Origin of the sequence: Flavobacterium sp. SM2513 (assembly GCF_050908145.1) — a bacterium.
Lineage (GTDB): Bacteria > Bacteroidota > Bacteroidia > Flavobacteriales > Flavobacteriaceae > Flavobacterium.
In genome coordinates, this window is the sequence record NZ_CP194228.1 from 416,645 (window position 1) to 430,718 (window position 14,074).

Sequence of the window (14,074 nt, forward strand, 5' to 3'; positions counted from 1 at the left end):
CAGGACTTTATCTTTTTAAGCTAAAATGTTCGCGATGAACGGTGCCGTCTTCACGAGTAACCACAAACCAGTAATCAGTCGAAGGCATCGGGTTTCCGTTGTAAGTTCCGTCCCAACCTAATTCACCACCTTTGAGTTTGATAATGAATTTACCAAAGCGATCAAAAACATCAACATTCATATTGGGTTCATAACTCGATAACGAAATATTCCAATAATCATTATAACCATCTCCATTTGGCGTGAAAAATTTAGGATAATTGATAAGGACAAAAATTTCTTCTGCAATTCCGCAACCATTTTCGTCTTTTACATAAACAGTATACAGTCCTGAACGCAATTCGCTAAATGTGTTTGAAGTTTGAAAATTAATACCATCCAATGAATACGTGTAATCCCCTATTCCTGTAACGATGATTTCAGCTGCATTACTTTCAGACGACCAGTCGGAAGTATTAATAACTTCAATTTGGGCTTTAGCAGAAGCGGTAACCACATAATCGATGGAGTTGGTACAACTAATATCTTCATACACATTTTGTACCGTCACCGTATACGTGCCAGCCTCGCTAATTATAATGGACTGCGTCGTTTCACCCGTTGACCATAGATATCCTGAAAATCCAGCTTGAGCGGTTAGCATTCTGTTGTATCCTTCACAAATAAAGAAATCGCCAACTGGGTCTAACACAGGTGTGATTCCTGCAAAAATATTGAACGATGTCGTGGCATAACAGCCTAAAATAACCTTGTGCTGCACTCTTGCAAAAATAGTTTGCGGATTGGAAATATTAGTATATCCGTCCGGCAATGGGTTTTGGCCTGAATCAGCCGCCTCCTGCGAAAGGTGGAATGTTACGTTATAACTGTTTGGATTTTGAACACCTAAGATTTGTGCTTTTTGGTCTACTAAAGGAAAAATTCCAAATTGCACACCATCATTTCTACAAACCAACATACTTTGCGGTTTATTGGCACGAGCCAGCGGAAGTAAAGTTCCTACTTCAACAGTAGTATTTTTGATGTTTCCGCAATCATCCATTACTTGAAAATTAAAAACCCCTACCGGCAAATCATAGAATGCAGCACTCGGACCGTTATCGACAACAATTGGCGAAGTAATCTTGAATTGAAATGGCGCTACGCCAAAAACATCTAATACAATATCATTAGACGCGCCAATATCGTTACAATTTAAGTTATAGGCTCCAACGATAACTAGTTCAGAAGCTATAGTAAATTCAACATACAAATCCGTACACTTACCTCCTGCACTACCATTATTGTAGGTCTCAAAAACTTTAATTATTCTAAAATCTCCCGTGTAAAAAACATTAAGAAGTGTATTCAAGTTGGCTAATCCTTTACCAGTAGTAGCGTTTGGAATACTTCCTGGCGTAAAGGTAGCTCCCGTTGTAGGGTGTCCCCATGTATTTGTAGCTGGGAAAAATTTCTGAAGCCAATACGTTTTTCCTGTCACGGATTCGTCTGTATCTTCAATAGTTATATCAAAAGAACCACATTTTCGATTGAGTAAAAATCCGTTAGAATTACTATTATACCCATTGACTTCAATACTCGCATCTAAAGCAAAACCGCAAGCATCAACCGCTTCAAAACTGTACATTCCTGCAGGCAAATCAGTCATGTATAAAATGCCACCTGCATTAATATTGAAACTGATGTCGTAGGGAAGACTTTGCATAAATGTAGGCGGTGCCGTCACAATATGGACCGTAACCAACTTTCCATTTGTTGTTGTAAGTTTGACACCTCCGGAAATAGCGTTGCAATTGGGTTTTGTATCCGCCACTAACGGTCCAAAGACAAATGCAGGAACGGAAACTTCTTTTTCATACTCGTCACCACAACTGTCCACAATTGTGAAGTTATAAACTCCAATGGGTAAATTATTATTGATAAACATTCCTTCAGCATCCACAAAGGTCATCACGTTGCTAGGTAGTGTAGGACTATAAGCGACTGGTGCTTCGGTAATAAAAATAGAAACTATTTCACGACCTGGAATTTGAATTCTCACCTTTCCAAATTCAGAAGCACAACCCAAATTTGACGTCGTAACGGCAGGTTTAACCAGTTTTTTTGTCAATGAAAAAGATAAATTTTTAGTTCTTCCACAAGCATCTTGAGCGGAGACTTTATAATTTCCAAAAGGAACAGGATTCTCTAGGTCACCAAAAAATATCGTGTCGTCGTTGTATGGTCCCGGGTAATTTGGATTAAATGTAGTAGGATTGAATTCAACTGGTTCCGTAAAATTCAAAGTAAAAGGAGGAAAATAATTTGTTATAACAATTTCAAAAAATAATTCTCCACAATCTGCCTCATGTGATAGAAATGAAAGTTTTGGATTAGGATCAATTTCAAAATCTTCAATAAAAGTACGGTTGCAGTTATCGGTAATTTCAATCTTAATACTGAATAACTGATTGCCAAATAAATCAATGGTCTGAGTTAACTCCAAGACATCTTCTGGTCCTGAGGTCAGGTTTTGTGTGAAGTTTTGAGCAACTGTTCCATCAGGAGCAAAAATGGTATATTCAATAGTTAAGGGATATAATATTGGAGCATTCGAAACCGAACTCACTTGATTTGTAATTTCAACGGAAGTACAGGAACTATAGACGCTAGGCAAAATTGGCGCACTAATACTCAAATCATTATTTCCCAAGAAAAACGTATAGGCTTTAGACAAGGCATCGCCACAATCATCAAAAACTCGAATCGTGTAAGTTCCCGAAGCGAGTCCTGAGAATTGATTGGAGGTTTGAACGGGCCGTATCTCAGGTCCGTCAAAAATTTCATATAAAGTTGGATTTCCAGAAAGTACATTCACGACTAAAGTTGCAGTTGTATCACAATCTGTAGCGGTAGTGTCGTCTATTTCATAATCCAAAACTTGTTTCAAATCATTGATGGTCTTATCAACTTGTTTGGAATTTGAAGTTCCGTTAGCAGCTTGAGTTGCTACTATGCGATAAGTTCCTGCCGCTAAACCAGAAAATCCAGAAGTTGCAGTCGCTCCAATATCGTTGGCAAAGTCGGGAGCCAAATAAAGTTGGTAAATAATCTCAGCACCTGGGGAAGTGTTCGAGACGGTCATCTGTAGAGAACCGTTATTATTACATGTTTCATCAATAGCCACAACATTAAAATTAAAGTCAGATAACTGACCGTAACTCATAGCCGAAAATAAGAAAAACATGATATATAGATATCTTGCTAAAAACATAATGAAACGTAGGTTTATTTAAAAAATTAAATATATTTAGTTAAGGGTTTCTAAAGATATACTTTTTTAAAAGAAAAAATACGTATTAGGAAAGAAGATTTTTATTCTTTTCCTGAATCCATCTAGACATGTACTCGGTACTCTTCATAGAATGATGCGATAAAAGAGCACCCATAAAGTTGTTTTCTCGGTGAGAATGCCTATTCAGAAGCAAATATTTAATTAATTTTTCAAACGCTTCTGCAAAATTTACTTTACAAAATCGTCGTTGCAGAATTACCCTTCCATTGTCTTGTGATTTTTTCCAAAGCGCTTCATCTTCGTACAAAAGAACTGCCTTCGATGCAAACTCAATAGGATTATTTGCGATAAAACCATTCCAAGTCAACTGATTGTTTATAGATTCCGCACCAATAGAAGTCGTAACACTTGGCGTTCCATATTGCATCGCTTCAAGTAACTTGCCTTTAATTCCGGCACCAAAACGCAAAGGAGCTAGTAGAACTCTCGCCTCCTCACTCACCATCTGAGCATCATCAGCCCGACCTAAAACATAAAAATTTTCAGTTTTGTTTTGCAAATCAAATACTTTCTGAGAAGGATAAGCACCGTAAATCTTCAATTTAGCTTTAGGAAGTTCTTTTCTAATTAAGGGCCAAATTTCTTTTTTCAAATACAAAACGGCATCCCAATTTGGCTCGTGCCAAAAATTTCCGATGAACATAAAGTCTACACGTTCATCAAAAGGAATTGAGGATGAATAATTAATTTGTTCATCTGAAAAAACAATCGGTAGGTAAAAAAGCAGACTGGAATCAATTTTAAAGAAATCGTTTAAGAGCTTCATTTCAAATTCCGAAACCATTAAAGTCAAATCACTACGCAAAATACTGGCGATTTCTCTTTTCGTTAAATCTTCTGAAAGCAAATCCTTCATTTGGAATTCAAGATTTTGTTTAACTTTCATTCCTCTAACCATTCTTAGACAATGTAAATCCTCTGTGTCCAAAATTTTTAAAGCATCTGGACAATTTTTAGAAACACGCCAACCAAATTGTTCTTCGGTTGTAAATCGGTCAAACAGCACTATGCTTGGATTTAGAGAAAGAATGGTTGCATCAAAAGTATCCGAATTGAGTTGGATATTTATTTTTTCAACCTTCAAAACGGACAAGTCGAAATTGTATTCGTTTTCGAGAGCAGTTGATGCAAAAATTATTTTATAATCCCACTCTAAAAAAAAATCAATGAGCTGTAGCATTCTGCAACCTGCAGCCGAAGAATTGGGTTCCGGCCAAACAAAACCAATAATTAAGAGATTTTTATCGTTCATAAACTACTTTTTCCTAATAAATAAAGACGCATTTTATTTTTAAGGTGAAATTAACTGATGTGAAATTATAAAATATATTTTTTCAAAATAATAACTTCTAATTACTCCGATAAAATGCAATCGTTCCAAATATATAAATAAAATTACCAAAGTATTTTAGTGTAAGTTTTTTATCAGACCATTTTTTTTTTAAAACTGAATATCATTTTGAAAAATAAACGCAAATAGAATTCCTTTCAATGCGATAAATGTTAAAACTATCCACTATAATTTTAGTACTTTATGAATTAATCTTATTTTTGTACAGCTTGCACATACATTTGAAAAACAATTTCCATCATAACATTTTCACGAAAGTCATTGATTTACCTAAAAATTGGGATGACTTTGCGGTACGAAATGTTTTTCTATCGGTCAATTACCTCAAAGTTTTAGAGGAATCAGCACCAATAAACATGCAATGTTTTTTCATTGCTATTTATGAAGATGAAAAATTAATGGGAATTGCAATCGCACAATTTCTGGACGGAAATCAGATGGAAACATTTGGAAACCGGGACCGATGTGTAAAAACTTTTGTTAGAAATTTTACATTCAAAAACTTTAGCAGTCAAATACTTTTCATCGGAAATAATATGTTGACCGGTCAAAATGCGTTTTCATTTTCAAGTGAAGCAAACCCAGTTGAAGCTTTAAAAGAATTAAAAAATGCGAGTCAACAGTTAAAAATAATATTGTACGAGAAAGGTGAAAAAGTACACTTAACGAGTTTCAAGGATTTTACAGAAAACGACCTTCCCTTATTTGAGCAAGTTGATTTTTCAAATTTTTATCGCTTTCAAATTCAACCGAATATGGTATTTTATATCAAAGATAGCTGGCATTCTATTGACGATTATGTTAAAGATTTGACTAAAAAATACCGAGACCAATACAAACGTTCACGCAAAAAAGCGATAGACATTGAAAAACGAAAATTGGACTTGCAAGAAATTCTACGATTCGAAGAAAAAATCTATGATTTGTATTTTCATGTGGCGAAAAATGCTCCTTTTAACACCTTCTTACTTCATGAAAATCATTTTAGCTCGCTAAAACGAAATCTAAATCACGATTTTTTATTTTATGGGTATTTTTTGAATGGCGAATTAATTGGGTTCAATACTCTAGTTAAAAATGGTGACACGATGGATACTTACTTTCTTGGCTATGATGAAAAAATGCAGCGCGAAAAAATGCTATACCTCAATATGTTGCATGACATGATTGGTTATTCAATAAAAAAACGCTTTAAAAAAATAATTTTTGGACGTACTGCACTGGAAATCAAAAGCAGCGTTGGAGCCCAACCTGAACCAATGTTTGGCTACATAAAACACAGCAACGCTTTGCTGCAATCGCAAATGCCCCGAATTTTTAATTCACTTCAACCGGCAGTGACTTGGCAGATGCGAAATCCTTTTAAAGAAGATTTATAGGAACCGCGATTTTTAGCTTGTTTGCCAATATATCAATTTCTAGAAATTGTTCTTCACCCATATATTCACCATCAATTTGAAAAGGAATTGGTTCCTCAGTAGAAATTGTTGCTTTATCTGTTGAAATCACTAGCACGTCTTCAGAATCAAGTGGCATATTTCCTGTAATAATTTGACCAAAAACGAATAAATCCAAGTTTTTAATGATGACAATTTCAAACTTTCCATCATCCATTTTTCCATTTGGATTAACAGTAACGCCGGTACCGTACTTTTGTGAGTTCGCAATTATAATGATTCGTGCTTTTACACTTATTTCTTTATTATTTGCTGAAATTTTTGCCGAAAACGGTTCTTTCATTTCTGACAATGTGGAAAATGTTTGTAAAGCATAACCCAATTTCCCACGAGTTGTACCACTTTCGTAGTTTTTGACCAATTCAGCATTTAAACCTAAATCACTCAAATGCAAACTTTTTTTCCCATTTATCTGAATCATGTCCAATTCCATTGCATCATTATTGAACGCAATTTTCAAATTATCCATTAAATTAGAAGGTAAATCTAAGTCGACAGACAACCCGTTTGCAGAACCGGCTGGCAAAATCCCAATGATGCTATCAAAATCAGCTAAAGCTTCGGCAACCATTTTTATCGTTCCATCTCCTCCAGCAACTAAAACGCGTTCGGGTTTGTGTAATTCCCATAGATTTTTAATGGCATTTTCATCACTTTTTCCCGTAGTTTCGTAGAGTACAAAGCGTAAATTTAGTGCGTCCGAAAAAAATTTAGCTTCCTGAATGAATTCTGACTTGTCCATATCGCCTGAAATCGGGTTGACAACCATTAAAACAGTCTTTTTTATCATTTCATTTTTTTATTACACAAAATTAATTAATTTGTAGCGTCTCAAATGTAGTAAATAAATAAAATCGTTACTAAAATTTTTTTTGAAATAAAATATTTAAAATCTCCTTTCGAGGCTCCATTTGAATTAAAAAAATTAATTTTACAGTATGAAGCCAATTTTGAAATTATACCGTGGATATGCCAACGAACAAGAACTAATTGTTATGGGGCATGTTTTTAAACCAACTACGCAAGCGGAATATGACTTTCAAAAGAAAAAATTCAAGAATGCACGTTCGATAATTCAGATGTATCAAACGAAGACACAAGCAAATGCTGATGTTTTTTTGGAAAGAAAAGGCAAAATCATTCATACAAAAACTTTAAAAGATGGTTACTTTAAATTTTGCATCCCGATTAATGAAGTTTTAGGATACGGTTGGTTAGATTACAATGTTCATATTTTGCACGAAGGAAAAAAAATCGAAGCAAAAGCAACCTATGTTCGGCCTTTTGATGGGAATTTAGGCTTCATTTCTGATATTGACGATACTTTTTTGGTTTCACACACTCGAAATCCGCTGAAAAAATTATACATCTTATTGTTTCGAAATATAAACACACGAAAAGTTTTTGAAGGAGCTGTACCGCATTATCAAGCTTTGAGTACGGCAGGAAGAAATAATAAGGAGGAACAAAATGCATTTTTTTACGTTTCAAGCAGCGAATGGAACTTGTACCAATTTATAGTGAAATTTACAGAATTGAATCAGTTGCCTCGGGCGGTACTTTTATTGAAAGATATTAAAACCAGTTTGATGGATTTATTTATAACGGGAAGGGGTGACCACAATCATAAATTTGAGAAAATAAAACACATTTTAGAATTTTATCCAAATTTGAATTACACACTTTTAGGAGACGACTCGCAGGAAGATCCTTATTTGTATGAAAGTATTTGCAAAATATTTCCGGTAACCGTGATGGCTGTTTACATTCGTCAAACAGGAAAGAAGAAAAAAGCAAAAACCCAAAGTACTTTAGAAAACATAAGTACTTTGGGCGTTGAAACTTGTTATTTTCGCGACAGCCACGAAGCTATCGAACATTCGAAAAGAATTGGTTTAATTAAATAATTACAAGGCATCAATTTCTCCTTGAATTACTTCCCAATCTTCGAGCAATTTGTCTAAGGCTGCTTTCTTTTTGTTGTAAGCCATGAAAAAATTGGCGTCCTCAATATGTTTGTCATAATTTGCCGCTAAGGCTTTATCGTCTTTTTGAATGTCGTTCTCAAGTTGTTTAATTTGACTTTCAGCTTTACTCAAACGGTTGTGTAACGACTTATTTTTCTTCTGATCTTCATAAGAAGACTTATTGTTTTCCTTCGCATTTTCCTTCTTGGCAATGTCTTTCTTTTCCACCTCACGCATATTTTCAAGATTACGTTGTTCTAGAAAATAATTGATGTCACCTAAATATTCTTTGATTTTTTGATCTCTAAATTCATATACCAAATTAGACATTCCTTGCAAGAAATCTCTATCATGCGAAACCAATAACAAAGTTCCTTCGTATTTCTGCAAAGCCGCTTTCAATACATTCTTAGATTTAATATCCAAGTGATTGGTTGGCTCATCCATAACCAAGACGTTTATAGGTTGCAAAAGCAATTTACACAACGCTAAACGGTTTCTTTCGCCTCCAGAAAGGACTTTTACCTTTTTTTCAACATCATCACCTCTAAACAAAAAGGAACCCAACATATCGCGTACTTTCGCTCGGTTGGTATCAGTAGCTGCATCTTCCATCGTTTGCAAAAGAGTGATTTCACCATCCAAATATTCCGCTTGATTCTGAGCAAAATAACCTATTTGAACATTATGTCCTAATTTTATATTCCCTTGAAATTCAAATTCATTAACAATCGCTTTTATAAATGTCGATTTACCTTGCCCATTTTGACCAACAAATGCGATTTTACTTCCGCGTTCAACAAGTAGAGAAATGTCCTTAAGAATTGTATTGTCACCATAACTTTTTGTTACTTCTTCGGCTTCAATTACTACTCGACCGGGAACTTTTGAAACGGGAAATGAGATATTCATTACTGAGTTATCGTCTTCGTCCACTTCAATTCGCTCTACTTTATCAAGTTTTTTAATTAACGATTGCGCCATTGAAGCTTTGGAAGCTTTCGCTCTAAATTTCTCAATCAACTTCTCCGTTTCTTCAATCTTTTTGGCCTGGTTTTTTTGAGTTGCCAATTGCTTCTCGCGGATCTCATGACGTAATTCTAAATATTCAGAATAAGGTTTATTGAAATCGTATGCTTTTCCTAATGATATTTCAATGGTTCGATTCGTCACGTTATCCAAAAACATCTTATCGTGCGAAACAATTACTACAACTCCAGGATAGTTTCTTAAAAAACTTTCTAACCAGATGATACTTTCAATATCCAAGTGATTTGTGGGCTCATCTAAAAGTAACACATCGTTAGCTTGCAAAAGTAGTTTGGCTAATTCAATTCGCATTCGCCATCCACCAGAAAAAGTTTCCGTTTGATTATTGAAAACTTCACGTTTAAAACCTAGACCTAACAGAATTTTTTCGGTATCACCAACATAATTGTATCCTCCTAAAAGTTCAAAACGATGGGTGTAATCACCTAAATCTTCAATAATTTTGCTGTATTCTTCACTTTCATAATCAGTTCTTGTAACCAATTGATGGTTAATTTCCGCTAGTTTCTTCTCAACAATTTTAATGTCGACGAATGCTTCATATGCTTCTTCTAAAACGGTACGTCCTTGCTCAAAATCAATATCTTGACGTAGAAACCCCATTCTAATCTCTTTTTCTTGGGAAATTACACCGGAATCAGGTGCAAAATCTCCTGCTAAAATTTTCAACATGGTTGATTTTCCAGCACCATTTTTACCGACAAGTCCTACGCGATCTCCCGCCCCTAAACGAAATGTTACTTCTTCAAAAAGATAAGTTCCTCCAAAAGAGACAGATAAATTGTGTATATTAAGCATAATTATATTTTAAAATTCTTTGAAGTCAAACTTCAATAGTGTGTGAGTTAATTTGTAAATTTGAATACCGAAAATTCGGCATAATCTGAAATCTATTAATAATCTACAAATGTTAAAAAAAGGATCCAAACTATATAGCATTTTAACAGGAACTTGTCCACGATGTCAAAAAGAAAGCATGTATGTAGATCAAAACTTGCTTCATTTAAACAATTTGATTAAAATGAACGAAAAATGTGGGCATTGTGATTTGAAATATCAGATTGAGCCTTCCTTTTTTTATGGCGCTATGTATGTTAGTTATGGTTTGAATGTAGCACTCGGAATTCTTGCATTTATCATAACTTTTCAGTTTGATAGAAGTATCACAACAACTTTTACGAGTATTATTATTGTACTTGTTTTAGCTTTTCCCTTTATAATGCGATTGTCTAGAAACATTTACATCAATATGTTTGTTTCTTATAAGCCAAAAACCAGCAAATAGTATTATTTTTTCTTAAATCGTTTTATCGAATAATGAATCGGGATTTCTGTATCATTTTCACTGAATTCGAAAAGCATTCGAGCTGAATAAGGGCCTAACATAACTCCTCTTGTACCTAATCCATTTAAAATAAAAAGATTTTTGTGCATTTCATGATTACCTAATAATGGTTTTCTATCCTTTACAGTTGGTCGCACTCCTGCGAAATGAGATACAATTTCAAATTCACATTCCAAAATTTCTTTGATTCTCGTCGTCAATTCCGCTCGACCTTCTTCCGTTGGAATATCTGTTTTATCTTGCCAATTGTAAGTGGCTCCCACTTTAAATAAATCATTTCCTAATGGTAAAATGAAGACACTTGTATTTATAATGTCTGTCAATTGCAACTCAGGTGCCTTAATGATAAACAGCTCTCCTTTGGTCCCGTCAAGTGGCAAATTATTAAAATAGGGATTCGCATGTAAACCGAAACCTTCTGCAAAAATTATTTTATTTGCCTCAATATCTTTATACTTGACACAACCTTCCTCTAAAATCATTTTTGAATAGTCAAAAGTTTCACTAAAAATCAAATCTAAATTATTTAGATATTCCTGAAACTTTTTTAAAAACAATGCAGTATCTAAATAACCTGTTCTTAATACACGTCCGTAATTAAATGGCGCATCAATTCCTGAAATATTCTTTTTTTCGATAGTTGTTGACAAAAACGAACTTAATTTCGGCTGATCAGCAGCTTGAAACCAATTGTTCTGCTCTTCAATTGAGAAAAACTTTCGCAAAAGAGGTAATGGAAAATTAATTTGTAACCCTAGACGCTCTTCAATTTTAGCGTAAAATGCATCTAAATAATCTAACTGAAGTGCTGCATCCTCTAAACCTGAAAATCTTTTTAAGATAACAGGATTGTACAAGCCTCCGGCAATTTTAGATGAGTTTTGCGAATCATCTGCAATTAATCTAAAGCTTTTATTGTATTGAATACAAAGTTCTGCAAAACACAAGCCAGCGATTCCACCCCCAACAATTAAATAATCTACCATACTGCAAAAATAAAAAAACTCTTACCAAAATGGTAAGAGTTTTAATTTTAAATGAAATAACTAATTAGTAATTCCACATATCTTGTTCAAAATCTCTGATTTTGTCTTTCACACGTTCTGCTTCAAGCAACTGCATTTGAGAATTATCTTTCATGTATTTTTCAATTTCACGATCTCCATAGACATTTTCTTCTTGATAAATTACAGCGTTAAAACGTCTGGAGTTTAAAAGTCGGTCAAAAGAAATAGGCATTGCTGAGTTTTTGTCATTGAAAGCATAGGCTTTATTCAATGTTTCTCGAGCCGCTGGAAAATAAATCCAAAACAACTCAATTGCAACTGCATCATCATTTCCTACATCTCGCGCTTCTTTAGCAACAGGACAAATAGCAATCAATCTATATTTCAATTCACCCTGACGTTTGTCAAAGTACCAAAAACCTTTAATGTGATAAGCTGAAACATCTTGAGAAGTTAAAAAACGTTCGTCAATATACTGAGCATCTAAAACTTTCTTTCCTGAGAAATAATCATCATAGTAATTGTTAATTTCATCACGACCTGCATTCGTAGTATCTCTAAACTTAAACGTGTTTTCCATTTCTTTCAATGTACGTTTTGAGTTAAAATAACTATCACCATACACTTCTGTCAATGTACTATCTTTAATAGCTTTTAGAAGCACATGAAAAAGAGATCTTCTATCAGAACCAATATTAGCCGTATCTACTGGAAAATACATTGGAAAATTAATTCGTTCATCTAAATCGATGATTTCCCAAACTGCTTTACCCATAAGAATATCGCGATCGTCCACAAAACCATAAGGAAGTGGCTTATCATTATCAGAATTTAATTGAGCCTCCGTTTTCTTACCGATATCATCAGGTGTTTTGGCGTTCAACAAATTAGACTGAGCTGTTGAAGTTAAAGTTCCAGCTACTAAAATGATTAGTGATAAAAAGTTTCTACAATTCATAGTTTTTATTAAAATGGTCTACGTTAAAAACGCCAAACCTGTATTATTATTGTATTTCGTAAAAAGCAGGTGCTGTTTGACGTAAAATAATTGGGGAACCTTCAATTTTTGTTTTGATTTCAGAAATGGTAACAATGTCACCTCTCCCAGCTCTTGCCATTGCAGCAGCACACTGAGCATTAACTCTGTCTCCATTAACAACTACTGATGGTTGACCAGAAACTCTAAAAGTAAATTGAGTTACTTTTAAATTAACATCAAAATCAAAGTCTACTAATTCTGCTGTAATCTGTGATACAGCAAGACGTCCTTTAGCTCCTTTTGTTTCACCTACAGTTCCTCCAATTGCACCTTGTGGAGCAGGAATATTTTTGATTCTGTAAGCTCTTTTATCGTTAACTGAAGTTCCGTCAGGTAATTTTCCTGTTACACTAATAGTAACTTCAGTACCTTGACCTGGACTCATATTGTACTTACCATTTCCACTAGCTTTTGATAAACCCGGAGCTGAAGCAGTAACATTGTTATCAGAAACACCTGCAAATGATATGGTCATTGGATTAACAACACCACGGTATACTACATTCATCTTGTCTGCTGAAATTGTTGCAGAATTAGGACGAGGAACAACAACATAAGTTCCGTCATAAGGTAATTTAATAGTTTTACCGTCTTCGATAAATCTAAACTCACCCCCCAATTTTTGTTCACCTACTGCACCAGCAGTTAAATTAATCTTAGCTTGTCCTGTTGCCGGATCTAAAGTTGCACCAGTAACACCTTCAGGCTTTGTATTTTCGTCATAACGACCTAAAACTACAGTACCGGTAACTTTTTCACCTTGAAAATAAGCATTTTTATCAAGGATAACCATTGCTTTATAGTTACTGTAAGAAGCAGCTTGAACAGCAGCTTTTCCTAAAGCTGCAGCAATAACATCTGATTCGTACTTTTTAGCATCATTTTGCCACATTGAAAGTTTAGCTAAAGAAGCAATTGCAGGAAATCCTTTAAAGTGATACTCTAAATAAGGAATTTTCTTGTTTTCTTTATTTGGAACATCTGCTAAATCAAAGGACTTATTCACTTGTTTCAAAATAGCTGCATATTTGTTATCAGCTAACGCAGTCTTCATTTCAGCTTTATAGGTTTCAATAGCAGCCATTACTTTTTTACCTCGATCCGTGTAGCCTTCGCCTACAAACCAACCGTTGTCCAAATTATCAGCTTTATCCATTGATTCATAAGGTAACTTACCTTCTTCTGCTTCAACACCTACTAAAACTTCTGTCTTAGCCGATGCAACAAAAGCATCAAATTTCTTAGTTGCAGCTTCAACCTTATGAGCAGTAACTGCGGCTTTTTCAAATTCACCTTTAGCCTCAATTGCTTTAGCATCTAAGGCTTGCATCATTGCTTGATTTGTTGAACTAGCCTCAGTGTTTGCCGTTTCAAATTTCTCATTCATCAATCCAAAAGCCGTTAATACTTCTTTTGTCATGTTCATTGCTAACATCGCGATGAAAACCAAATACATTAGGTTAATCATCTTCTGTCTAGGGGTTAATTTTCCTCCTGCCATCTTAAATTAGTTTTTTTTATTTT

General features: G+C 34.5%; 10 protein-coding genes. 3 read left to right on the top strand and 7 right to left on the bottom strand.

Annotated elements, in window-relative coordinates; all coding sequences use genetic code 11:
* Positions 1-7: 7 nt before the first annotated feature.
* Together ACQ5J2_RS01630 and ACQ5J2_RS01635 are read right to left on the bottom strand one after the other, a co-directional pair.
* Positions 8-3,253 carry a T9SS type B sorting domain-containing protein gene (locus ACQ5J2_RS01630; protein ID WP_432671949.1) on the bottom strand — a complete coding sequence of 1,082 codons (3,246 nt, stop codon included), beginning with the start codon at positions 3,251-3,253 and terminating at the stop codon, positions 8-10.
* A gap of 85 nt (positions 3,254-3,338) precedes the next feature.
* Entirely contained in the window at positions 3,339-4,586 is a 1,248-nt protein-coding gene (locus ACQ5J2_RS01635) for a glycosyltransferase family 4 protein (protein ID WP_432671950.1), read from the bottom strand.
* 248 nt (positions 4,587-4,834) lie between these two features.
* Here ACQ5J2_RS01635 and ACQ5J2_RS01640 point away from each other — a divergent pair, with 248 nt between their 5' ends.
* Entirely contained in the window at positions 4,835-6,064 is a 1,230-nt protein-coding gene (locus tag ACQ5J2_RS01640) for an 8-amino-7-oxononanoate synthase (RefSeq protein WP_432671951.1), read from the top strand.
* On the opposite strand, the gene ACQ5J2_RS01645 is transcribed toward ACQ5J2_RS01640, so the two are convergent.
* Positions 6,048-6,932: a diacylglycerol/lipid kinase family protein gene (locus tag ACQ5J2_RS01645; RefSeq protein WP_432671952.1), complete on the bottom strand. Its 885-nt coding sequence runs from the start codon at positions 6,930-6,932 to the stop codon at positions 6,048-6,050. The genes ACQ5J2_RS01640 and ACQ5J2_RS01645 overlap by 17 nt on opposite strands.
* 148 nt (positions 6,933-7,080) lie before the next feature.
* Between ACQ5J2_RS01645 and ACQ5J2_RS01650 the strand changes: the two genes are divergently transcribed.
* Positions 7,081-8,049 carry an App1 family protein gene (locus ACQ5J2_RS01650; protein WP_432671953.1) on the top strand — a complete coding sequence of 323 codons (969 nt, stop codon included), beginning with the start codon at positions 7,081-7,083 and terminating at the stop codon, positions 8,047-8,049.
* Here ACQ5J2_RS01650 and ACQ5J2_RS01655 read toward each other — a convergent pair whose 3' ends face one another.
* Entirely contained in the window at positions 8,050-9,957 is a 1,908-nt protein-coding gene (locus ACQ5J2_RS01655; RefSeq protein WP_432671954.1) for an ABC-F family ATP-binding cassette domain-containing protein, read from the bottom strand.
* Between the two features lie 109 nt (positions 9,958-10,066).
* On the opposite strand from ACQ5J2_RS01655, the gene ACQ5J2_RS01660 reads away from it, so the two are divergent.
* Positions 10,067-10,444 (top strand): DUF983 domain-containing protein, encoded by a 378-nt coding sequence (locus ACQ5J2_RS01660; RefSeq protein ID WP_432671955.1) that lies wholly within the window; start codon positions 10,067-10,069, stop codon positions 10,442-10,444.
* Positions 10,445-10,446: 2 nt separating this feature from the next.
* Here the strand turns inward: ACQ5J2_RS01660 and ACQ5J2_RS01665 are convergent, their stop codons facing one another.
* The 3 genes from ACQ5J2_RS01665 to gldM form a co-directional block, all read right to left on the bottom strand.
* On the bottom strand, positions 10,447-11,490 hold the full coding sequence (locus tag ACQ5J2_RS01665) for an NAD(P)/FAD-dependent oxidoreductase (protein WP_432671956.1): 1,044 nt from the start codon (positions 11,488-11,490) through the stop codon (positions 10,447-10,449).
* Positions 11,491-11,554: 64 nt separating this feature from the next.
* Positions 11,555-12,469 carry a gliding motility protein GldN gene (gene gldN / locus ACQ5J2_RS01670; protein WP_432671957.1) on the bottom strand — a complete coding sequence of 305 codons (915 nt, stop codon included), beginning with the start codon at positions 12,467-12,469 and terminating at the stop codon, positions 11,555-11,557.
* A 46-nt stretch (positions 12,470-12,515) separates the two neighbouring features.
* Positions 12,516-14,051, bottom strand: coding sequence for a gliding motility protein GldM (gldM, locus tag ACQ5J2_RS01675; RefSeq protein WP_432671958.1), 1,536 nt, complete (start codon positions 14,049-14,051; stop codon positions 12,516-12,518).
* Between the last annotated feature and the right edge of the window lie 23 nt (positions 14,052-14,074).